The organism is Dehalogenimonas etheniformans (assembly GCF_014672715.2).
Classification (GTDB): domain Bacteria; phylum Chloroflexota; class Dehalococcoidia; order Dehalococcoidales; family Dehalococcoidaceae; genus Dehalogenimonas; species Dehalogenimonas etheniformans.
In genome coordinates this window covers 1,952,049-1,974,209 of sequence record NZ_CP058566.2, presented here as the reverse complement: position 1 = coordinate 1,974,209, position 22,161 = coordinate 1,952,049, and the positions used below count along the sequence as shown (strand labels likewise).

Genomic DNA, 22,161 nt, shown 5'->3' with positions numbered 1-22,161 from the left:
TTGTAATGCGTTATAAACTATTTGTCAAGTCTTATTTACATCTTCGGTACTTTTGATTCTCGGTTGAACGTTAAAAGAAGCGTCGGCCGTGCGGTGGAGGAAGGCGCCGATTTCAATTATACTTGCCTTATGATCTTCACTTAGGCGAGGAGATAATTTGAAAAGAGGCCTGACAAGGTGAAAAAGATTGTTATCGCCCTCACGGCAATTCTGCTGGCTCTATTCCCTTTAGCTTGCGCGCAGGGACCGACAATTCCCGATAAAGTCGATTTCAAGATCACAGTCACCGGAAAGTCTAATGCGCCCTTGGAGGGAGCCAAAGTAGCCTCGGAATCGCAGCCGGGTGGACAACTGAAGCTGACAGGTCTTACGGACAGCAATGGAAACGTCATCTTCGCCGGTATCAAGGTCGGCGCCTACAAATTTTATATAAGCCTTTTTGACTATGAGCAAGCCGAGGTTTCGTTCATCATTACCACGATCAACAATAAGTTGACGGTGAAAATGACTCCGGTAGCGGGAGCGCCGACGACAACTTAAGATTCTCTGGCCAAGGCACTGTCAAAGGCCGAAGATCGATCTAATCGCAAGCGGATGAGGTTGGCATTAACGGCAGGCCATCAGTTCAAGAATCCTCAGGACGGTTCCGTAATCCCTGATCGTGAGTTCCTTGTAGATCGGTTTGGTGATCAGCCGAGTAAACCAGCTCCTGGTCAAGGCGGTCATTAAAGTCGACATGTACAGTACGCCGGACCCGGCTTCGATAAAATCTATGCCTTCCCTGGTCTCGACTTCACGCAGGACATCATCGGGTGTGACAGGCTCCCGGATAAAAACGACGCGGCGCCGAAGATCTTTCCGGTTCTCCCATTCCCCCGGCATCTCCGCCACGATCCGGGTCAATTGATGGCAGCTTTTGACGACTATCTTCGTTTCTATTTTGAAGTGTTCAAGGACCAGGTCTTCCAACGTCCGGGTAACCGTCTTTGAACCTTCATCGGTCTCGAAAATGATGTTCCCGCTCGGAAGGTACGAGCGCGCCTTTTCATATCCCAGTTCCGAAACAGCCTTGGTCAGTTCAGCCATTTTAACTGTGCTTTTTCCGCCGGCGTTGAGACCCCTGAACAGGGCTACATATTCCATGACCCCAGTTTATCAATAAAAGCCGCCCGGAAAAACATCGAGAACCGTCCGTTCCGGCTTGCCGAAAAATAGGTGCCTTTTCTGGAGATTATCAGGTAGTTTTACGGATTTTGCCACGGGGCGTAATAGTTTAAAATTGGTGAGAAGAATAATGTTAGACATGAGGAACGAGAGATGCCAAGTTTACAAAAACAACGCGAAATCGTAAACAAGTTCTTTGAATTAATCGCCGCCCAGAAGTTCGACGAGTTGCTCCTGTTGTGCTCTCAGGACTGTAAGACCCACAACCCTTACATCACCGGAGGCATGGCGGATCTTACCAAGGCGATGACCGCCGCCAACAAAGAAGGACGAGCCCAGAACCCCGATGCCAGCTTTGTCGTCCGCTATGCCCTGGTTGATGGCAACATGGCGGCAGCCTATACGCAACTATTGAACGACAAGGCGAAGCCAGGCGCCGGAGGCTTGCGGCAGATCCACCTGTTCCGGTTCGATGAAGAAAAGATCGTCGAATACTGGGATGTCACCCAGCAGGTCACCCCGGATATGCCCAATGCGGGCGGCGCGTTTTAACACACACAGCAGGTCAGCAACTTCAACGTCGTCGATAAGCAGGGCCAGCCGAATGTCGCCAACAAGGGACATGTTCATTTTTTACCTCGATGTCCAGCCGCCGACGACTCCCGGCCAGCCATCCATTCCGCCGTTCGGGGTCTGGGCGCATGTCTCCGGAACCACCTACACATTCACCGGGGTAGCGGCGGGGTAGCACACAATTTATGTCAAGCTGGTGAACAACGACCTAGCCGGTGATACCAATCACATCAGCTCGAAAGAAAGTTATGGGTAATATATTTGCGTCGGCAAATTTCCGGTCGGAAGAGAGGTGATCGTGACCGGCAGGGTGATGGGTGGTTGCCCCCAGTGAACCGGGACATAGGAGCCGTTGGAGTATACTATCATCTCACTGTCATAATCATAGGCAACTTGCATCTGGTAGGTGATATTGCCTTCGATGTGGGTTAAGGTTACTCCTGGATACCATAGTGCGTTGGGATTGACGTTGGCGGGAATTCCCTTGAGCGCCGTCTGTTCGTCCAAAACCCAGACGGTGTCAACAACACTGCTGTTTGTCCAGATGATTGCGACCCAAAGGAAGGATGTCGCTTCAACCTCGAACACTGAACTGCTGATCCTGGCGACGAAAGAGAACCTGTCCTTGTCCTCATCAGTCAAAGTTACTGGCATGGGCAACCCCATGACGCCGTAAGGGCGGGTACCCTGCTTGGACCAGATACTCTGTGAAGGTGGGAGAGTTGTCTCAGTACCTGCTGGAGATGCTTTAACACATCCTGCCAGGAGTGGAACTAAAGCTAACAATAAAACCGCGATCTTAAATATCCGGTTCATGGAACCCCTCAACCAGGATACTGACCATTATATACCGGGAAGAGACATAGAGTGTGGTGATGAAAGGAAATGCCCGAACCCAGCCTCAGGCCTTGGAGGAAAGATGATGTCAAGGACCAAACCTTTGCCGCAGTCTTTCGTTATCCTTATTGGGACTTTGAAAAGGAAAACCGCAATGCAAACAATCCTGGCACGCTGGTTACCGGTCGGAATCACGCTGCTTTTGATCGCCATGGCGACCAGCTGCGGCGCCGGAACACCGAAGACGGTCCCGTTCAGCTTTAGCGAGCTTATCGACCATCCAGCCCTGTACAACAGCAGAGCGGTCACTGTAAATGGCTATTATTTTTCTGGCTTCGAGATCTCTGCTCTGGCTTCAGCCCTGGTCCAGTCCACATTCGACCCATCGAACGTCACTCCGGTCCAGCCGCTCATCTGGATAACTGGGGACTTGGGACAGGCAGTGTATCAAAATCTCATGCAACAGACGAACACGCCGTCAGGGTATCCGGAAAAATACGGCCACGTCGAAATCACCGGACTTTTCCAGTACGGCAAGTTCGGCCACCTCGACGCTTATAGTTACCAGATCACGGTGACGCAAGCGGCTATCATACCTTGATAGTCACAGCTACGGTCCCAGGTACAGGCCGTGCCAGTTATGATACCAGACCTGGCCGGTGTAGCCGTTGACCGAAAGCATGCCGTAGGTCTTGCCGTTTAACGTGAAATCCATGGTGTAATAGCCGTAGAACTGCGAGGCATCAGACACCTTGGAGCCGGGCAAATAACCGTTGAGGAAAGACTGGGCGGTGGTCTGCGCCTGAGATGCGGTCAGAGACATCGGGCTGGTACCGGCGGATATGCCCCATAGCACGCCCGACATCATGCAGTATTTAGTGTTCCACATCACGGAAGGACCGGGTTCGGGGTAGAGGTCGCCGGTGTAGGGATCGACCAGAGATTCGAAGGCGTGGATGCCGGTGCTTGTCTCGATATAATCGACGTAAAAGTTGAATTGGAACTCCATCACCTCGCCGAGTTTGAAGCCCAGATCAGGCCGGGAGGTAATGAACTTATTGGCGATGGCGGTGGCCTGGGCCAGGGTCAGCCGCTGGGCGTTCGGGTCGTAGATGCCCGTTCCCGGGATCATCATGCCGCCGTTGCCCATCATCCCGCCCGGACCGTAACCGCCGCCTGGGTAATAGGTTATCGGGGGAGCGACAGTGCCGGTCGTACCGGGAGGAGCCGTTGTCGTAGTAGGATTATTGGTCACACACCCCACAGCGGCCAGGGCGAATATCATTAAAGCCGCGACAACCGCGATGTAAACGCCTCGAATTTTCATCTGTCACCCTCCCTGAATCAATAAAGCACCCTAACACCCAAAGAATAACACCAACATTTTCGAGGTCAAAAAGAAGGAGGCCTGGTTTTCACCGGGCCTCCTTTTCTCTATTCAGTTTTAACTAGTGGCAGGCGACGCAAAGCCCCTGATATTCCGGCAGGGATTTGTGAGTCTTGATCAGGCTGCCGGTCGGAACCGCGGGCAGGGCGGGAGTTGGGGCAGGCGGCGAAGTCACCGTCGGTACCGGGGTAGGAGTTGTAGTTGGAATCGGCGCAGGGGTAGGAGTGGGTAATGGAGCAGGAGTAGGAACGGGAGCCGGAACCGGGGTAGTCGGAAGAGGCGCCGGGACCGGATCAGGAACAACGGTCGGTACAGGAGCGGGAGTGGTGGCGGGAACCGGAGCCGGAGTCACCACAGGAGCCGTGACGACCGGGGTTACCGAAGGTTCTACCACCGGATTGGTCGTGGCCGGGATCAAAGCCGCCAGATTGCCTTCGTCGACCGGAGCCGGCGGCAGGGTCGCGGCATCGGAGTAAACAGGGATCGGCAGGACGGACGTCGCCGGGGTGTTATGCTGGAATAGAAGACCTGTGGCGCTTCCAATCCAAAGGGTACACAAGGCGACGACGGTAGTGATTAGAGTCTGACGTTTCATTTTTCCTCCATTTTTGTCTTGCGAGGGATTATGTTAAGTCTAACTTAGAAGCTGTATTTAAGGTATTCCTCGTGAGAGGTATTTTTGGCGGAATGGGGGATAACTCTTAGGAGTTATCGAGGGAGATTGGGGAATTTCAGTGGCGAATGGCGGGGATTTTCCAAAGCAGTTTGGTTTTTGTTGAGAAGAGATGGGAGATTTCTTGTCTGTCTCGGTTATCCTGTTTAACCTTGCAGGATATTTTAAGGCTTTTTGAGCCTCTTAAACATGACTTAGGTCACATTTAAAGCGAGTTGACACACGATAGTTTACAGTGGACGCACTGCTCTACTCAACGGCAAATATTCAATCGTAGTTGCAGATCAACCCATAATAGCGGCGTCGATGAAGGTCTGGCCGAGGAATTGGCCGTTGACCCAGATCTGGAAGTCGTAGCGGCCTTCGCCGGGGATCGGGAGAGGGGGATATTGGAGGTTGAGCTCGATGGTTCCCAGCTTCTCTTTGGCGGCGAACTCGCCCTTGGCTTCGGCGAGGGTCTCGCCGGTGTTGGAAAAAACGTATTTAGCCTGGAACTGGTAATTGCCCTCCGCCTCGGTGAGCTTGGCATAGAGGGAAACGGGGCGCTGGGCGGGAAATTGCTTGACGTGAATCTTATCAAAGATACCGATGAGGGAGATTTTCCCGGTGGTGGGGTCTTTCACCGCCACGTCGCACACCAGGGCGGCGATCAGAACAGGCTTGACATGGCTTAAGGGTTTGGATTCATCCACGGGGGAATTGTAGACCAACGGCACAATTTTTGAAAACAAATCGTTGACTTACGGTGCCGGGAGACTATAATCAGGGCAGGATAAATCTATGCCGGAACTCGATTTCCCCTGGGAAATCAGGGAGTTCGTTTACAAGCGGGCGGAAGCCACCTGCGAGTGCACGTCCGGGTGCGGCATTCACACCGGCAAGCGATGCGATACCGCCTTCTGGCGAACCTCTGCGGCCAACTACCACGCCCTCAACTCCAAAGGTCTGCCGACCTCTTCCAACTGTATCATGCTCTGCAACTACTGCCTGCGCCAGGCGACCAAAGACGGAAAGTAGCCCTTCTTCCCGCAAACAAATCATGGATAGACGCCAGGAAACGCGCTTAGCCTTTACTACCGGCGGAGTCCTGCTGGTGATCGGATTGGCATGGCTCATATTAAACGACAGCCTCGGCGCCATCGGGCTGACAGTGTTATTGATGATAATTCCCGGAATCGCAATTATGGTTCATGGAATCAAGTCGTTCATGAATACCAAAGGGGAGATACCAATCCCCCGATCCAAACTAAAACCGTACGATTGGATTTTGATCACAGTCGGACTGGGCCTTTCGATATTCGTCCTGAGCGCTTTTATCCGGATGATCGATCAGGGTTGACCGGACCGACTCAGCTCACGGCTTTCTTCACCAAAGCGGTGATCCTCGCCTCTTCGGCGGAGGTCAGCTTTTTGATGGCGAAGGCGCTGGGCCACATATTGCCCTCGTCGAGGTTCGCGGCGTCCTGGAAGCCTAACGTCGAATATCTCACCTTGTATTTCAGTCCGCTCTGGAAGAAGCAAACGACCTTGCCGTCTTTGGCATACGCCGGCATTCCGTACCACGTCCTCGGCTTGAGCCCCGGACCGGCGGCCATGATAATAGCGTGGACACGGGTGGCCATGGCGCGATCCGGTTCCGACATCTCGGCGATCTTGGCCATCACGGCGCCTTCGCCCTCTGCCGCCTTGCCTGCTGCAATCTCTTGTAAGTGCTCTTGCAATGCCGCCTTTTCATCTTCCGACAATCCTTGCGAAGGTTTCTTCTCAGCCATGATCTTCTCCTAGCGATGATTTCCGGTAAACCTAATGGGATCCGGTTTAACTCTAACCGGGCTCCCGAGTTGCGTCAAACTGACCCGTACCTTTTGCTCCGCCGGTCGACATGGTAGATTAAAGCCTGATAATTAAGGGGGATCTCCATGGCCAAACACAATCTCTATACCATGCCTGTCGCCAACGTGTATCCGCATTACATTGCCAAGGCCGAGAGAAAGGGACGGACAAAGACGGAAGTCGATGAGATCATCCATTGGTTGACCGGTTATAGCCAGGCGGAGCTGGAAGCGTTACTCGGAAACGGCACTAGTCTTGAGACCTTCTTTGCCAAGGCTCCTCGCCTCAACCCCTCCCGAACCCTGATTAAAGGCCTGATCTGCGGTATCCGGGTGGAGGATATCGAAGAACCGATAATGCGGGAAATCCGCTATCTGGACAAACTGGTCGATGAGCTGGCGAAGGGAAAAGCGATGGAGAAGATTTTGTGGAAATAACGGCGACTCGCGGTGTTTCCCGTTTATCGCCGGGTCAAAAGACAGTCAGCACCATGGCTTTAAAAGAACCGCCGCAGGCGAAGCTGCGGCGGTCAACTATCAGGCCGGGATTCCCTGACTAGGTGCAAAAGTAGAACTCGTTTTGATTCAGCAGGCGCACCGGCAAGAGATAGTGTGTTCCGGTATATTCCGGGATGCCCACACCTCCTGCTGCGCCAACGACCTTCACGCCGCCTTTGCCACTGTTCTCCGAAGACAGATACGCTACCCGGACGTCGGGAGGGCCCGACGTCCAGAAGCTGAACGCGGTATACATGTCTACCGGCATCTCAGTCCAGCCCTGCGATACCATCCATTGATTGACGCTAAGCGTGGGATACGGGTTCCAGAACATCGCTTTCAGGTAGTTCCCGGGTTCGTTTACAATTCCATCGAGCCGGCTATAATCGTAACCCCCCACCGGAATCTCCCAGTTGTTCCGCGTGATATCGGCGCTATTGAGAGTAGCCAGGGTATTGACCGCTACGGCGTAAGTCATCTTGCCCCTGGTGGCGAAAGTGCGGGCGTCGATCATAATGCAGGTTCCGGCGGGAATATAAGGTGGGTTAGGAACCAAAGGAACCACCAGCCAACCTTTGTCCGGCAGTTCCCACGGAATTTTAGCCTTTTGAGCGGCCTTGGCCTTATTGTACTCGATGAACTCGTTCTCGATGGCGGTGGTCGTATAGTCCATGTAGTGCATGTATTCGATTATCAACTCTTCCTGGATCGCCTGAAGGGCTAACCAGTAGCCGTACATTCGCTGCTGGTTATCGGAGTCGGCCTTGTTAAAAAAATGATGTTTGCCGGCTACCACTCGACTCCATTTCTCGATCAAGCCGCTCGACAGCAAATCTCCAGTCATGGCGTCGGAAATCACAGTCCTGTTGACGTAGAGTCCGTCCGGCCCACCGATGTAGTTTAATATGTCCTTGATCATCTGCTCCTCGCCCGCGGTAAGAGGCGTTTTTTGGGTAGGAGGTAGGGTTGTCCCGGTTGGTACCTTCCTGCCTTCAGCCAGGGAAGCTATCAGCAAATGCGCGGACTTGATCTTGCTCACGATGGGCAGGAGTTCGGCAGCCACGGTGTCGTATTCCACATTATTAAGCTGTTGCTGCAAAGCTGCGATCTGGGTGGATAGCTGGTTTAGCTGCGAGGTAATCTGGTTCAGAGTCTGGGTCGTCTGGTCCTCGATAAGGTAGCCCAGTCCCGCCTGTTTCATTATCCAGCTAAAGGCGGCGCTGGCGGCGGGGCCGGCTATACCGGCCGCGATCTTCCCCCCTATATTCGATACTAAACCCAAATCAAAAGGAGCTAATTCCCCCGCCGGGGAACCTACTGCCGGCGGGCCGGAGCTGGTCGTGGTTGGCGGAGGTAAGGAAGAGTCCGCCGGGGGCGGCGAAGTGGTGGTTTTATCGACGGCAAGCTGACAGGAGGGTAAAAGGAGTGTCACCGCCAGGACGCAAGAAATGAGAGCAACCAGACGAGCTTTTCTGAACACTTCGACCTCCTTTTACTTAGACAACAGGTTATTTCCATTATACAGCTAATGTCAATTTTCCTTATCTTGTGTCATTTATACTTTTTAGAAAGCAATCTCCTTTATCACTCCCCCACCCCAACCCCTACCGCACGCTTATACAGGATCTGATCTGCGGCATCAGGGTTGAGGATATTAAAGAACCGACGATGCGGGAGATTCGATATCTGGATAAGCTGGTCGATGAGTTAGCAAATGGAAGAGCAATGGATAAGATTTTACGGGGATAATCGTTTACCTGATTCCTGTTCCAAAGCTCGTTCTTTCTGTCTTGCATTTAAAAATTGAATTAAGCTAACGAGAAACACCAACAATCCACCGGAACGTAAAGCATAGACTAAAGGGAAACGTCCGCTTAAATAAAAATAGGGCGAATTGATTTCTTGGATCATAATAAAGGTCAATAATCCAGTGCACAATCCAAACACTAGTTGAATTTTGGAGAGATACATTTTCTTGGATAATTGTCCAATTGCTATCGTAATGATCAACAAGGTAATCACAACCAAAGCGATCTCGTAATAGATATTTGGAGTGGGAACAGTGACGGTAATATCACCGTCGTTTTCACTGAAACTAACGACAACCCACGAGAAAAATGTAGAGAGCAAGCCAAGTATGGTTAGGACGACCGAAGATATTTTCAATTGATCACCAACGTCTTGCAGAAACCAGGAGCAAAATAAATTTTAATACTTGCATGGATATGTGCACTTTAAAAGATTTCTCGCTCGATTTGATCAAATAAATTTGGCAAAATTGGTTCCTAAAATTGGAAACAGCAGAAAGTAGCTGAGCGTGAAAATGAGAATAAGAATTATTACATACTCGACTTTGGGTTTTATCGGCAATCTGTAGCTAGCAAACCCCATCAATCCAACCCCGATTGTCGCAGTTGTTAAGGCCATAATATCACTACTAAATCCTAGCAAATTGGAAAATAAGGCCCAGGCGAACGTGGACAGAATAATACCCATTGAGGCGATGCTTATAACCCGGGGTTTCATTAACATATCCATATTCAATCTTTTTTTAACCTTTGTTCCAATGAAATGATGTGGTGGCTTTAAACTAAAAGATTATGCGGACTTTTTTTCTAGGAGCGCCCTCACCGCAACCGCTATAACCAGACCGACGATCGGGATTAGAGGCTGCCCAAAATACATCCAAATATCGGCAAACGCGGATCCCGCTTTTAGAGGAACACCCGAAAATCCGATGATAAGAATGATAGCCAACCAAGCCAGTAGAATTCCGATGACAATTTTCATCTTCTAATCTCTATTGTAAACCAGGGTCAATTCCACAACACCAAGATAAGAAAGATTTCAGGTAACTTTTTTCGGCCGTCCGGCACGTACTAAAAGCGTGATAACTAAAGCAGTGGATGGTATCGAAGGGTGAAACGTCCAAAACCAAATTTGTTGATTAAGAAAAGAAGGGTGAATAAACAACAGTGCTATATCAAGCACCAACCAACCTAGTAGAATTCCAATGACAATTTTCATCTTCTTTTCTTTATTGTAATCCTTGATGTCAATAATCTAAAAAACTACCACACCGCCGCCACCACCGCATCGTTCGCCCTGAATTCATCGAAGAAAAGGACAGCCACCGCACGCCCCGCGGTCATTTCTGCCGTCGGAATGTTGCGGGCTACCGTGATATTTTCAAGGTAAGCCTGGGATGAACCGACCAGTTGGACCGTGGCGATGAAAGTGGCGGTATTGAAGCTTTTGAGTAACGCCTGTTTGATATTCATTGTTCTCCTTAGTTGACAGTAGACAGTTAACAGTTGACAGTCTTCATGGTTGTGCAAACCCTCACCCTAGCCCTCTCCCGCCGTAAGCGGGCGAGGGGATATTATTCAAGGCAAGTCCTCGCAAAGACAGAGTGATAATTTCATCTTGTATTTGCCGCTCATAGGCCGGTAGTCCAGGGCGATGCCAGTCACCCGGTAGCGGGCGGCGGAGAGGCCGGAAGCCTCGTCGGTGACCTCAATGACGTCATAGAGCTGTTGGCCGCAGTTGTTCGGGGTAGCGATCTCGCAGGTGGAAACAATACTGGATTCAGCAAGCAGGCAAGCAGCGAATCCATGTTCAGAGCCGTAGGCGTAGCCTGGACCCTCATCGGCAACCGGATTTTTGAGATAAGCTGCGCTACCCTCGATGAAGAGCCGGTCGGGGACCATCGATAGCAGGCGCCGGACCGCCGAAAAACCATCAGCGCCGGGATTCAAGCAGAAGTCCGGGCAGAGTGTCTCGATAGTGTCCGAGGCCAAGACAACTTCCAGCCGCAGCCCCACCCTCCCCACCACCCAGGCGATGATGTCCTTGATGCTGGTTATCGAGGCAGATGCGTTCCAGCGGAAAAGGTTTTTAGCCCGCCAGCCCTTCAGTTTCTGCCAGCCGTCCGAAGCCTCGATGAGAATCTTGCCGTTTGATCTCTCGATGCGGCTGATGGTGAATGACAGTCCCTCGCTCGTCTCGGCGCCGTCGTCGGTGATGTAGCCGGGGCTGACGATGACCTCATCGCCGGGGGCGGCGGGAGACGGGCCTAGATTTGAGTTGTCCAGTTCAATAACAGCTTTGCCGCCGGTCTCGGTGAGATCGTATCGAGCGGCGATGAGGGTGGAGGTCAAATCGATCTCGCAAGCATCGACAGGAGCCCGTCGCACCGAGTTGGCTGAACAAAGCCACGATGAATCTGTGGAATGGGCAATGGATACGCCGTAATCTCCGGTGATGTCCATCGGCTGAGGTTCCGTCCACAGACACGCGTCGAAAGATGCGCCGGGAACGGTTGAAGTCAGGTAAACGCGGGAATATGCCTCGTCGCCGGTGAACTTCTCGACGTAGGCGCAGTGGTAGACATCTGATTTATCGAGGAACGCCGAGCAGAACTCAAAACCTTCGGCGGCGGGTGAGGTGGCGATCTCCTTGAGGTCACCCCACGTCCCAGCCGGGAGAGCCGATCCATCGCCGTAGACCAGAGACCAGAGGCGACAGTTGCCGGAAGTATCGCAACCGGTGATTACCAGGTTGAAATCGCCGTCATAGGCGCAGGAAATGCCGGTGAGAGCGTCTGTGGTCTTGTTCCAGGCGGTCCTGGGTTGCCATACATTATCTAACTCTTCTTTGACATAGAGGGTCGCCTGGTCGGCGTAGAACACCACAAGGTCGCCATTCGGTTTATAGGCCATGGACAAGCCGCCGCAGGACGTCGTCGGCGAGTAGTCTACAAGCTCGGCTGCACCAAAGGTTGCGCCGTAGTCCGTGGACTTGATGCGCCTAATCGAGCGATCACTCTTGATCCACAGGATGGAGACTTCGGCGCCCAGGGTGGCGACGGCAATGGCTACGGCATTGTACTCGCCGGTGTACGTCCAAACGGAGAAGTTGCTGGTCTCATCCGGCGCGGCTATACGCTGGAAGTAGAGTTTGCGGGAGTCGGCCACGTTACCCAATCTCGCTCGAATGATTGAGCCGTCGCCGGCAAAAGTCGCGGCGTGTAGGCAGTCTTCTTCGGTTCCGGTGCAGAGTATTTTCCAGGCGGGATGCTTGTGTAAAACGAATGAAACGAATCCCTCCCGGCTGGGCGATTGCTGGGCGGCGAGGAGTGAGGGTGACAATTCATGCATCGGTTTCTCCTCTGAATAAAAAACAACCAATAATCATCTCTACCAACTCCGTTCGCCCTGAGCCTGTCGAAGGGTGAACAAGATTTCGGCCTTACCGTCGTTCATGGATTCGACAAGCTCACCACGAACGGCTACGTTTATCGAGATTTTTATTCGGCATCGGCTTTCTGGCCGGGGACGTAGTCCTTGCCCCAGAAAAGGTGTCCGGCGACGTAGCCGAGGTTGAAGGCGATGAGCCAGCCCAACAGTTCGTCGAAGCCGTTCCGGCCGATAAGATAGCCGCTGAGCAGCAGTCCGATGATCCACAGCCATTCGAACCTGTGCCATAGGTCGCGCAGGATATATGTCCATGGTCGGCCTCCGAGATGAGACCAGAGTAAACGATAGAAATCCATAAATCTCCTTGTTATTTCCAGAAATCCGTCTCCGCCGGGCAGATGTACGTTTCGACCGGCTTGAAGAATTTGCCGCTGCGGAAGGAGTTCTTCCGCGCCAGCCGCCGGATTTCATCGCGGAAGATGCCCATCCGCTCCTTGCCCCAGCGGAAATAGTCCGAGGCCGCGTTGGAGCCTGAGTTGATCCGGTTGACGGCATAGGCTGCCCATTCGATGGCAGCATAGGATGCGGCGCCGGTGGCGATGAGATCGAAATGCTGGGAAGGCAGCGTCGTGCCGGCGGCGTCGAGGGTGTGTGCCATGCCGTAGTAAACGGCCATCTCGCCACCGTCCGGCGGAGCGCAGTTCTCCAGGGTCAGCCGGTCAGCCCAGACGGTGAAAGGGCGGAACTTCCGGGGTTTCAGATCGACGGGGTATTCCACCGCCATGACCGAGGTGCGGTCGGCCAGCGATGAGATATCAAGGTCCATCGAACCGAACGTGGAGATGAAGGTCTGCTTCATCTGCCGCGGCGCCGCCGAGGAGTACTCGGCAACAGCGCGGCGGAGGTGGCGGTCGAGCGTGTCATCGGTCCAGCGGTAGTTGGCAGGTATGGTGTCTTTAAGGTCGCGGCGGACCATATCGCGCATTTCTGTAAGGTTCATTGTTTTTCTCCTTTTAGCTTTCAGCTATCAGCTGTCAGCCATCAGTTTTCAGTTTTCAGGGAACCACCCTCTCCCTACCCTCTCCCCTTGGGGGAGAGGAGTTGAGAAGGTGTACTATTCGAGGACGATTGCCACGGACTGCCGTCAGGCAGTCCTCGCAAAGACAGTAATGGGAGGGTTCGGGCGGGGAGGTTTAACACTAGTCCTTCACCCCTATCAGTGCGGCAGCCTTGACCGACGAGAACAGCGCCAACGATGCGTACCACTTCACCCTAGTCCGGCTGGCGTCCTTGTCCTCCAGCGCCCCTACGTTTTCCACCTGGACCATGCCCGGCGCGGACAAGCCGGCAAGGGCCCCTTCACCCAACTGCACGGCGTAAATGGTGGAGCACAGGCCGCCGGTGGTGGCGGTCTCAACGCTCGAAGCTACGACGTGGGTATCCAGCATCCAGTCATCGACGCCGATAGCCACGCCGTTCCAGTACTGGACGGAATTGCCGAAGGCGTCCCGGTCGGTTTCGAGAAGAGCGCCCGATGCCCGCAGCAGCGAGTTAAGCTTGCGCCGTGTGCGGCGGCTCATGATGAGCAGGTCGGGCTTGCCGCCTTTTACCGCGTCGATCAGCTCATCGAGCTTGTCCAGGGTGAGGGTGGCGCCGGCGGCGCCCATGGCGATGACCTGGGCACCGGCGGTGGTGGTGTCGATCAGTTTGCGCAGGCCGTCGAACTCCTTGGCGTTGCCGCTCTCATCGCCGTAGATGAAAGTCTGCTCGAACTTGTCCTTGAGCGCCTTGGCCTTCTGCTGGATGATCGCCGTTTGCAGGTCCTGGACGTTCGAGCGGGTGGTTTTCAAGAAGTTGTCCACGTCGGCGTCGCCGCCCATGATCTTCAAAGTTGCGGTCTTCTGCTCGAAAGTCGGCGTGCTCTCCGTCCAGGTGTCGCCGACATCGTAGAAGGCGATATCCGGCAGGGTTTTCTCCTGGTTGTAGGTCAAGCCGTTGCCGGTGATCTCGATGAAGGGCAGGCGGCGGAGAACGGGGGAGTCCTTGATGATGGTCTCAATGACGCCCTGTTTCAGCAGGTCGTTGGATAATTTAGCTGCCTCGGTTAATGTGATTGCCATATTCAGTTGTCTCCTTTACAGAGCTGTCAGCTATCAGCTGTCAGCTTTAATTATGCGGTGCCTATCCCCTACCCCTTCCCTTCCGATGCTCGCGGTAGAAAGGGGTGGTTTTTTAAGAGGTTCCAGCTCGCAAACCCCGCTCGCTGGAACCTCTAGACCGGGGCACCACCACCCAAAGCGTTATCAGTCTTCAATGGGAAAGACCCAGCATGATCTTGTCGACCGTGGACAATCCCTCGGATGATCGTGACCTCCCTGCGGCGACGAGGGGCGGGGCGGTGGTAGCCATCGTAGATTTCACCCGGGCGACCAGCGACATCGCTTTCTTGATAGATTCATCGACGGCGGCAATGCTATCGCCTTCGATGAGTTCTTCCGGCAGGTCGCGGTGCAGAGTTACAGTTGTTCCTCGATAGGCGGCAACCGCAGCATTGAGGCTGGCGTTCAGCCGCCCGATAACATCATCTTTCTCGGCGAGTTGTTGAGAAAGTTTCGCCACCTCCGCCTCCCGGGCGATGAGCTTGGCTGTTATCTCGGTATCGGGTGTCGGCGCCGCTTCATTTTCCCGGACACGGCACGCCGTGTCCCTACATTCGGTTGTGATTTCCTGTTCGGTTTCCATGTTTCTCCTTGACTAATATGAATGTGCTCCCCTCTCCCACCCGGGGCAAGGGAAGTTGGAGTGTTGATGGCCTTCGCCGTCACCTATACCGCGCTCTCTCCCGCTTTCAGGTTGTTGCTCCGGTTCATCTTCAAAATTGATTCCCGTTCCGCCAGCCAATCGGCGAATTCCTTGTCGGGGTCGGCGATGCCTAGCCCTGCCATGGCCCGCTTTCGCGAGTGAATGCCACTCTGGACGAGGGTCTGTTCCGAGGCTACCGTGGCGGCGATGTCCCGCGGCAGTACCGGCGCCCAGGTGACCTCAATGCCGACGCCGTCAAAGTTCTCGCCGAGGTATTTGGCATAAAGCGCCAGCATCATCTCGGCTCGCCTGCGGTAAACGCCGGTGCGGATGAGGCGTTTGCGCCAGATGCGGTGGAGGAGGGGTTGAAGCTCAAGCTCCAGCGCCACGCCGGAGACGTCCCGACCCATACCGCAGAAAGCCGCCCGCGGCATTTCCGAAAGGTCGTGCAGCATGCGGAAAAGTAGGTCGATGTAATTCAAATGGAGCTGGGCTCCGCCACCCTGCAATAGGTCGAGCAGGTAAGCTTTGGCTTCCTCCGGGATATGCCATACCGCGCCGGGGGCGACGGCGATATCCTGCGACGATTCGACGTTCTCCAACACGGCAATGGGATTGCCGGACAACTCGAGGATGCGTGAAAGCTGCGAAGTAGACCGGTTCAGTTCCCTCTGTACCTCGACCAGCGGCTCAAGATCGGAAATGCCCCACGGGGATTTTGGCTTGGGGAGGTTGGGGAAGACGATGAACGGGATGAAGCCGTAGGGGTTCGGACTGGCCGTCACGACCTCGCCGTTGCAGGCGACCTGGTATTCAGCGGTGGTCCAGGTTTCGACGACATCGACGTTGTCCGAATCGACGGGCAGGATGCCGATCCCACCGGGAATAGTTGAGCCGGCAGGCAAGATGCCTGTCCCACCATTAAAGCCCCAGGCTTGAATCGCTACAGCTTTGAAAACGGTGTATGACAGGGTGACCTTTTCGACGGCGACCCCATCGATGGCGTATCCCACGTCGACAGAGGCGATATCAGGCGAGGTAACTCGGACCGTCCCCGAGGCGGCATCCCAACCGAGGCGGTAGCAGCCGTCACCCAGCACAGCGGCATCGATCTCCGTCTCGTAGTCCAACCGGTCGAGATTGTTGCCGACGCCCGTCTTTTCCAGCAATCGCTGAGCCTTCAAAACCGTTTCGGCCGAGGCATCATGGGACACGGCCTTCACTGAAAGCCCGCCCACCAGGTAGGCGGTCAGTTTGTCCACCACCGCCGCGGCGTAATTGAATGTCAGGCGCTTTTCTTCGCGGCGAGTGCCCGCCCAATGACGGCCGTGATAAAAGTCCAGCAGCTCACGGTAGCGCCGGCGCCTGTCGTTGGCGGCCGAATTGAAATCAAAACTATTCATCCCATGTCTCCCTTCCATTTTCGGTATCGATGTCAGTGTCACGTTTGAATTCCTTGATCACCCGCTGGACCGTCCTCAGGTTTTCATCCAGCATCCGGGCGATCTGCTTGGCGCTAAATCCGCGGCCGTACTGAAAGATGATCTCCCGGGCGCTTTTGTCTTTCTCATAGCGCCGCATGCCGCCGCGCACCTCGTAGACGCACCGGGGAAAGGGGCAGTTGAGGCAGGAGTTGGAAAGACCGCAGCCCTCGTCCCGGTAGTGGGTGTATTCGGGGAGGGGGTCGTCATCCGCAGGCGCGTTTTCGCACGGCGCGCCAAGGTCTGCCGGATCTTCATCGAGATCCTCGCCGTCTCCATGCATTTGTAAATAAACGCTCATATGTTCTAATTTTCTGCACCAGCCGGGCCATTTCAGGTTTGTTGGGGTTTACCGGGCGGTTACGTCCGGCCGATGCGCTAACATGATAGCACGAGCGTTCTGCGTTCTGTCAAGCGTTTCGTGTCGTTTTTGGCGGGTTGCGAAAAAAATATTTTTTGCCGGGCCGATCCGGCTATCGGATTGCCGGTAAGGACGTTATAGAGGGCAAGGGAAAACTATCGTAATATTTCTAAAGAAAATTGGATACAGTCGGAAAATCGTGTGTTATAATACCGGCAAATTGGGAATACGTTTGGAATGTCAGGAGGATAAAGCAGGCAAATGAAGATTAGAACGGTGTTCAAGTTGTTCCCTGCTCTCATCATTGCCGCATCGTTGGCGATAGGTGTGTTTATTTCTCCGGTGTCCGCGGTCAGTTCGGCACCGACCACAGGACCGGTGGGCACCCTCGTGAGTTTCAGCACATCACCTACTCAGGTTACCGGCACCAACTACACGGTTCATTTCATCGGGTTGGACGCCGGGAACAACACCATTAACATAACGGTAGTTGCTTCAACAGCCATACCCGCAGGCGGAATCGTCACTGGAAGCTTCCAGGTTCCGGTTGTGCCCAAAGGCAACTACCAGATTGCGGTACTCGGCGACGGCAACCCGACTCCCGTCAATGTCGGTACTTTTGCAGTCACCCCTTTCATCACATTATCAACCATATCGGCGACAGCGGGTACCGCGGTTACCGTGAACGGCACCGGCTTCGGCGCCAACCTTGCGGTGAACATCTATTTTGCCACCACTGCGATTACGACAGGGACGCCCGTGGTACAGGTAACCACGGCTCAAAACGCGAACGGGGCGTTCAGCGTTCCATTTACCCTGGCACAAACACCTTACTTGCCCGTGCCCCATGTCGTGACAGCCATCGACACGGCGCTCAATACCTACAACACCCAACTGGCGATTTTACCCAGGATCATCAGCCTTTCATCTGAAGCCGGAGCCGTAGGTGATACGATCACCGTCAACGCCGACGGTTTCACCGCCCTGGGCTCGGTCAGTATTTTCTTTGACAGCCTTACGAGCACCCCCCTGGTAACGGTAGCCGCCAATTCTTCCGGGGTGATCCCCGCCACCGCTATCGTCATCCCGCCGGCAGTCCGGGGGCCGCACACAGTTTACGTTAGAGACAACACGTACACCACCGTTTTTGCCTATAAGACCTTCACCATCAACCAGTCCAAGATTATCCTGTCTCCCGCCTCCGGTCCTGTGGGCACAAACGTCACCGTGAACGGCACCGGGTTCGGCGACAGCGTCGTGGTCGGTTTTGAATTCGACGGCACGGCGCTTACCGGCACGACTGTCACCACTGATACCAAAGGCAGCTTCTCAAAGACCCTAACTATCGCGAATTCCCCATCGGGAGTCCACGTGATCACCGCCAAAGTGACTACCGACGCCGCGATGTTCGCCTCGGCGAATTTCACTGTTTCGGCAAAGATAACCATCAGCGCCGCGACAGGTTCCACCGGCGACCAAGTGACCATCAACGGCACCGGCTTCTACCCCAACGGACAGATAACACTGGCGTATGATTCCATCGCCCTGCCGACCGCTCCGGCGACTCTCACCGTGCTAGCCAACGGAACATTCAGCGGGGTCTTCACCGTGCCCGGCGCAGTAGAAGGCGCGCATACTATCATCGCCGCCGACGGATTGGGCAACCTGGCTACGGCGGTATTCACTTCATCCATCACCGCCGCCATCTCCCCGGACACCTCAGCGACGCCGGGATTTGTCGGCCAGGACATTACCGTTACCGGCAGCGGTTTCAAACCGGGCGCCGCCATCACGGTCAAACTTGAAGGAAATCAAGTGGCAACCGGCACATCCAACACCGCCGGAGCCTTCACCGTCGCCTTCAAAGCCCCGGTAATCGTCAAAGGCGCCCATCCGGTGACGGTATCCGACGGCCAAACTACAAAAGATAAAGATCAAGACGGCAAACCACTCACCTTCACCATGGAAGGAACAGCCCCAGCCGGCCCGACCCTGACCGAACCGGCGTCCGGCATCAAGGCCAAGCAGCCGATTACCTTCACCTGGGGTGCCGTCACCGACCAGTCCAACCCGGTGACATACAAACTTGAAGTCGCCACCGACGCCAACTTCACCACCCTTATTGTTTCAAAGGACGGCCTGACCACGACCAGTTACACCATGACCGACGCCGAAAAACTGCCGACGGTCTCAAAGAAAGCCCCGTACTACTGGCGGGTGATCGCCACGGATGCGGCAGGCAACGTCGGGGCACCGAGCACCGCCAATAGCTTCGTCGTCGGTTTCTCCTGGGCTGACGTCCCGGTTTGGGCCTGGGTCACCATAGGATTCTTCGCCGTAATCATCATCGGAGGCGGGGTTTACCTGCTCCTGCGACGCCGTTCCTCGTTTTAGAGTTTTTTCGCGGTTGAATTTAAAGAAGCCCTCTTAACCGAGGGCTTCTTTTTTCATGCACCTTAGCCGATACAGACATACCGCTTACCTTTATTTGAACATGGCTGGAGCCAATTTGGGCGGCCATTGAAGCCCGGAGTATAATGTTATGACTCTTCTCAATAGTCTTTAACCTCGCGAACCCGGAGAACGGAGACCTGTTTGGAAACCCTGAGGCTGAGCGGCATCGACATTATCGGCAACGTGCCCTGGGGCACGCATTTCTGCCAGTTCTATCAGACCAAACAAGACTTGATCGATACCCTGGTGCCTTATTTCCGCTCGGGGCTTTTGAATAACGAATTCTGCATGTGGATCACCTCGGAACCGCTGAACGTCGCCGAGGCGAAAACCGCACTGGCGGAAGCCGTCCCCGACCTGGAATCGAGGATCGCCTCCGGGCAGATAGAGATTTTATCACACCGCAACTGGTACCTCCCCGAAGGCATGTTCAATTCCGACAAGGTCCTGGCCGGATGGGTCGAAAAGCTGAATAATGCCCTCGACAAAGGTTTCGACGGGTTGAGGCTCAGCGGCAACACCTTCTGGCTGGAAAAAGCCGACTGGGACGGGTTTACCGATTATGAGCACGCCGTAGACTCGGTCATCAGCCAGTACAACATGCTGGCGCTGTGTACCTATTCGCTGGAAAAATGCGGTGCACCCGAAATCCTGGACGTCATCAAGAACCATGAGTTCGCCCTGATCCAGCAAAAAGGTCAGTGGCAGTTAATCGAAAGTTCCACCCACCGGCAAACCCGCCAGGCGATGCAGAGGCAGCAGGAGCAGATCCTGGCGACCTACCGCTCGATGCGAGAGGGTCTGTGCCTGCACGAACTGGTTTTCGATGATTCCGGAAAAGCGGTGGATTACCGCATTCTCGATGTAAATCCGGCCTTCGAGGCGGCTACCGGTCTGGAGCGAGCTAAATCGATCGGCCAAAAAGCTTCCGTGTTGTATGGCACCGGGAAACCGCCCTATTTTGATGTTTACGAAAGAGTAGCCCTCACCGGGGAACCGGAGTCCTTCGAGACGTATTTCCCGCCGATGGGGAAACATTTCAGCATTTCGGTCTTTTCACCGGGTAAAAATCGTTTCGGCACCATCTTCAGCGATATCACGGAGCGCAAGAACCAGGAATCGAAACAGGCTCTCCTTAACGGCATCCTTAAAATCCTGAACCGGCACGACTCGCTTCAGGCGATCGTCGGCGACACTCTGCGTTTGATCAAGCAAACCACCGGTTTTGAGGCGGTAGGACTACGCCTGTGCCAGGGGGATGATTATCCTTATTTCGGTATCGATGGCTTTACCGATGAGTTCGTCAGAGAGGAAAATTTCCTGTGTCACCGGGGTGGCGATGGCCGTGTCCTCAAGGACCCGTCGGGCCGGCCGGTGCTCGAATGCACATGCGGCCTGCTGATTTCGGGGCGCGAACTCCCCGATATGCCCTGTTTTACACCCGCCGGCGGTTTCTGGACTAACAATTCGACCGATCTTTTATCCCTAACGCCTGAAGAGGACCCCCGGATAAACCCCCGGAACCGCTGCATTCACACCGGATTCGCTTCGGTGGGTCTGTTCCCGGTAACGGCGGGTAATGAAATCGTCGGCCTGCTTCAATTGAACGACCGTCAAGCCGGACGTTTCACGCCTGAACAGGTGAATTTCTTCGAGAGTATCGCCGCCAATATAGGCATGGCGCTCCAGCGGCTGTCGGCCGAGGAACAACTTCAGCAGGCCAAAGACAGCCTGGAAACCAAGATAAGTGAACGCACCGCAGAACTTGCGCAGGCCCACTCCTATGTCCGTAGTCTTATCGAAGCCGCGGTCGACCCCCTGGTTACCATCAATCCGGACGGCAAGATTACCGATGTCAACAAGGCTACTGTCGAGGCCACCGGAGCCAGCCGCGAAACGCTCATCGGCGACGATTTCTGCGACTACTTCACCGAACCGGACAAAGCCCGCCGAGCTTATCTTCAGGTCTTCGCCGATGGCGCCGTCATCGGTTACCCGCTTACCATACGCCGAAGCGACGGCAAGTCGACCGATGTTCTTTATAACGCCTCCGTCTATCGTGACTTGAATAGTAATGTATTGGGCGTGTTCGCCGCCGCCCGCGATGTTACAGAACTGAAGCGGGCTGAATTGGAACTGAGGGAACAGGTGGGACTCCGCCGTCGGGCTGAGGAAACGGCGCGCGCCCTGTCTAACCGTTTGATGGGGGTGCAGGAGGCCGAACGCCGCGCCATCGCCCGCGAACTGCACGATGAAATCGGCCAGGGTTTGACCGTGGCTAAGTTAATGGCTGCAAGGGCCGACCGGCAAGCGCCCGAAGAACTGCATCCGATCCTGAAAGATCTTTCTGAACAGATAGGCGACATCATCCGCAATGTTCGCAACCTTTCGCTCTCCCTGCGACCTGGCGTGCTTGACGAACTGGGGCTGGTACCAGCCCTTGAGTGGCTGTTCAAACAACTGCACACGCAGGCGGGTCTCAAGGTGTCTTTCGAATGCCAACCGCTGCCGCCCCTGCCGATCGACCAGGCGACAGGCACTTTCCGGGTTGTCCAGGAGGCACTGACTAATGTCATGCGCTACTCCGGCGTCAAGGAAGCACGCGTCAGCCTGAAGCCTGATGGAGATAACCTGTGCGTGGGGATATGGGATAACGGCCGGGGCTTCGATCCTTCCTCGCTGCAGCCGGGGCAATCCACGGGTTTATCGGCGATGCGGGAGAGGGCGGCGTTACTGGGGGGCACCTGTGAATGCGATTCCGCCCCCGGCAAGGGGACAAACATACTGCTGACCCTGCCCATTCGCGCAGGCGCCAAATCCTAATATCTAATTCCTAAATAATACCAAATATCCAAATTTAAGATTTCTAACGCATTTTGATTTGAACGTGGATTTGAGCGT

The 22,161-nt window shown here is 54.5% G+C and carries 26 protein-coding genes and 1 pseudogene; 10 read left to right on the top strand and 17 right to left on the bottom strand.

Going from position 1 to position 22,161, the window contains the following annotated elements; translation table 11 throughout:
• The first annotated feature begins 177 nt into the window (after window positions 1-177).
• Complete coding sequence (locus HX448_RS09910; RefSeq protein ID WP_102331048.1) at window positions 178-540, top strand: carboxypeptidase-like regulatory domain-containing protein; 363 nt, start codon at window positions 178-180, stop codon at window positions 538-540.
• Between the two features lie 66 nt (window positions 541-606).
• Here the strand turns inward: HX448_RS09910 and HX448_RS09905 are convergent, their stop codons facing one another.
• Window positions 607-1,143 carry a DUF1697 domain-containing protein gene (locus HX448_RS09905; RefSeq protein ID WP_102331047.1) on the bottom strand — a complete coding sequence of 179 codons (537 nt, stop codon included), beginning with the start codon at window positions 1,141-1,143 and terminating at the stop codon, window positions 607-609.
• A 174-nt stretch (window positions 1,144-1,317) separates the two neighbouring features.
• Here HX448_RS09905 and HX448_RS09900 point away from each other — a divergent pair, with 174 nt between their 5' ends.
• Window positions 1,318-1,716 (top strand): nuclear transport factor 2 family protein, encoded by a 399-nt coding sequence (locus tag HX448_RS09900; RefSeq protein ID WP_102331046.1) that lies wholly within the window; start codon window positions 1,318-1,320, stop codon window positions 1,714-1,716.
• Between the two features lie 52 nt (window positions 1,717-1,768).
• The gene (locus tag HX448_RS09895; RefSeq protein ID WP_162485946.1) at window positions 1,769-1,912 is read left to right on the top strand and encodes a hypothetical protein; all 144 of its coding nucleotides are present in this window, start codon (window positions 1,769-1,771) and stop codon (window positions 1,910-1,912) included.
• A 71-nt stretch (window positions 1,913-1,983) separates the two neighbouring features.
• On the opposite strand, the gene HX448_RS09890 is transcribed toward HX448_RS09895, so the two are convergent.
• A complete protein-coding gene (locus tag HX448_RS09890) occupies window positions 1,984-2,553 on the bottom strand; it encodes a hypothetical protein (RefSeq protein WP_162485945.1) in 570 nt (189 codons plus the stop codon).
• Between the two features lie 175 nt (window positions 2,554-2,728).
• Between HX448_RS09890 and HX448_RS09885 the strand changes: the two genes are divergently transcribed.
• Complete coding sequence (locus HX448_RS09885) at window positions 2,729-3,175, top strand: hypothetical protein (protein WP_162485944.1); 447 nt, start codon at window positions 2,729-2,731, stop codon at window positions 3,173-3,175.
• Between the two features lie 9 nt (window positions 3,176-3,184).
• Here HX448_RS09885 and HX448_RS09880 read toward each other — a convergent pair whose 3' ends face one another.
• The 3 genes from HX448_RS09880 to HX448_RS09870 form a co-directional block, all read right to left on the bottom strand.
• Entirely contained in the window at window positions 3,185-3,901 is a 717-nt protein-coding gene (locus HX448_RS09880) for a peptidase M4 (protein WP_102331043.1), read from the bottom strand.
• A 121-nt stretch (window positions 3,902-4,022) separates the two neighbouring features.
• Window positions 4,023-4,556, bottom strand: a complete 534-nt coding sequence (locus tag HX448_RS09875; protein WP_102331042.1) for a hypothetical protein — start codon at window positions 4,554-4,556, stop codon at window positions 4,023-4,025.
• Between the two features lie 362 nt (window positions 4,557-4,918).
• On the bottom strand, window positions 4,919-5,365 hold the full coding sequence (locus tag HX448_RS09870) for a DUF6941 family protein (protein WP_102331041.1): 447 nt from the start codon (window positions 5,363-5,365) through the stop codon (window positions 4,919-4,921).
• A gap of 49 nt (window positions 5,366-5,414) precedes the next feature.
• Here HX448_RS09870 and HX448_RS09865 point away from each other — a divergent pair, with 49 nt between their 5' ends.
• The gene (locus HX448_RS09865; RefSeq protein ID WP_102331040.1) at window positions 5,415-5,651 is read left to right on the top strand and encodes a hypothetical protein; all 237 of its coding nucleotides are present in this window, start codon (window positions 5,415-5,417) and stop codon (window positions 5,649-5,651) included.
• Between the two features lie 22 nt (window positions 5,652-5,673).
• Window positions 5,674-5,973: a hypothetical protein gene (locus tag HX448_RS09860; protein ID WP_102331039.1), complete on the top strand. Its 300-nt coding sequence runs from the start codon at window positions 5,674-5,676 to the stop codon at window positions 5,971-5,973.
• 10 nt (window positions 5,974-5,983) lie between these two features.
• Here the strand turns inward: HX448_RS09860 and HX448_RS09855 are convergent, their stop codons facing one another.
• A complete protein-coding gene (locus tag HX448_RS09855) occupies window positions 5,984-6,406 on the bottom strand; it encodes an iron chaperone (RefSeq protein WP_102331038.1) in 423 nt (140 codons plus the stop codon).
• Between the two features lie 147 nt (window positions 6,407-6,553).
• Here HX448_RS09855 and HX448_RS09850 point away from each other — a divergent pair, with 147 nt between their 5' ends.
• The gene (locus tag HX448_RS09850; protein ID WP_102331037.1) at window positions 6,554-6,904 is read left to right on the top strand and encodes a DUF2200 domain-containing protein; all 351 of its coding nucleotides are present in this window, start codon (window positions 6,554-6,556) and stop codon (window positions 6,902-6,904) included.
• Between the two features lie 118 nt (window positions 6,905-7,022).
• Here HX448_RS09850 and HX448_RS09845 read toward each other — a convergent pair whose 3' ends face one another.
• Window positions 7,023-8,444 (bottom strand): hypothetical protein, encoded by a 1,422-nt coding sequence (locus tag HX448_RS09845; RefSeq protein WP_102331036.1) that lies wholly within the window; start codon window positions 8,442-8,444, stop codon window positions 7,023-7,025.
• 110 nt (window positions 8,445-8,554) lie between these two features.
• Here HX448_RS09845 and HX448_RS09840 point away from each other — a divergent pair.
• Window positions 8,555-8,713: pseudogene (locus HX448_RS09840) on the top strand (DUF2200 family protein); the annotation flags it as partial.
• Here HX448_RS09840 and HX448_RS09835 read toward each other — a convergent pair.
• The 10 genes from HX448_RS09835 to HX448_RS09790 all read right to left on the bottom strand — a co-directional run bounded on the left by HX448_RS09835 (window position 8,702) and on the right by HX448_RS09790 (window position 16,728).
• Window positions 8,702-9,130: a hypothetical protein gene (locus HX448_RS09835; protein ID WP_102331035.1), complete on the bottom strand. Its 429-nt coding sequence runs from the start codon at window positions 9,128-9,130 to the stop codon at window positions 8,702-8,704. The pseudogene HX448_RS09840 and the gene HX448_RS09835 overlap by 12 nt on opposite strands.
• A 432-nt stretch (window positions 9,131-9,562) precedes the next feature.
• Window positions 9,563-9,754, bottom strand: coding sequence for a hypothetical protein (locus tag HX448_RS09830; protein ID WP_102331033.1), 192 nt, complete (start codon window positions 9,752-9,754; stop codon window positions 9,563-9,565).
• Window positions 9,755-10,035: 281 nt separating this feature from the next.
• Entirely contained in the window at window positions 10,036-10,245 is a 210-nt protein-coding gene (locus HX448_RS09825; RefSeq protein ID WP_102331032.1) for a hypothetical protein, read from the bottom strand.
• 105 nt (window positions 10,246-10,350) lie between these two features.
• Window positions 10,351-12,123 (bottom strand): hypothetical protein, encoded by a 1,773-nt coding sequence (locus HX448_RS09820; protein ID WP_102331031.1) that lies wholly within the window; start codon window positions 12,121-12,123, stop codon window positions 10,351-10,353.
• A 149-nt stretch (window positions 12,124-12,272) separates the two neighbouring features.
• Window positions 12,273-12,518: a hypothetical protein gene (locus HX448_RS09815; protein ID WP_102331030.1), complete on the bottom strand. Its 246-nt coding sequence runs from the start codon at window positions 12,516-12,518 to the stop codon at window positions 12,273-12,275.
• 11 nt (window positions 12,519-12,529) lie between these two features.
• Window positions 12,530-13,162, bottom strand: coding sequence for a phage adaptor protein (locus HX448_RS09810; RefSeq protein WP_102331029.1), 633 nt, complete (start codon window positions 13,160-13,162; stop codon window positions 12,530-12,532).
• Between the two features lie 199 nt (window positions 13,163-13,361).
• The gene (locus HX448_RS09805) at window positions 13,362-14,282 is read right to left on the bottom strand and encodes a major capsid protein (protein WP_102331028.1); all 921 of its coding nucleotides are present in this window, start codon (window positions 14,280-14,282) and stop codon (window positions 13,362-13,364) included.
• A 190-nt stretch (window positions 14,283-14,472) separates the two neighbouring features.
• Entirely contained in the window at window positions 14,473-14,904 is a 432-nt protein-coding gene (locus tag HX448_RS09800) for a hypothetical protein (protein ID WP_102331027.1), read from the bottom strand.
• A gap of 83 nt (window positions 14,905-14,987) precedes the next feature.
• The gene (locus tag HX448_RS09795; RefSeq protein ID WP_102331026.1) at window positions 14,988-16,367 is read right to left on the bottom strand and encodes a phage portal protein; all 1,380 of its coding nucleotides are present in this window, start codon (window positions 16,365-16,367) and stop codon (window positions 14,988-14,990) included.
• Window positions 16,360-16,728: a helix-turn-helix domain-containing protein gene (locus tag HX448_RS09790; RefSeq protein WP_102331025.1), complete on the bottom strand. Its 369-nt coding sequence runs from the start codon at window positions 16,726-16,728 to the stop codon at window positions 16,360-16,362. The genes HX448_RS09795 and HX448_RS09790 overlap by 8 nt, the downstream gene beginning before the upstream one ends.
• Before the next feature lie 339 nt (window positions 16,729-17,067).
• Between HX448_RS09790 and HX448_RS09785 the strand changes: the two genes are divergently transcribed.
• Both HX448_RS09785 and HX448_RS09780 read left to right on the top strand, forming a co-directional pair.
• A complete protein-coding gene (locus tag HX448_RS09785; protein ID WP_102331024.1) occupies window positions 17,068-19,200 on the top strand; it encodes a hypothetical protein in 2,133 nt (710 codons plus the stop codon).
• Window positions 19,201-19,401: 201 nt separating this feature from the next.
• Complete coding sequence (locus tag HX448_RS09780; RefSeq protein ID WP_102331023.1) at window positions 19,402-22,083, top strand: MEDS domain-containing protein; 2,682 nt, start codon at window positions 19,402-19,404, stop codon at window positions 22,081-22,083.
• Window positions 22,084-22,161: the final 78 nt, after the last annotated feature.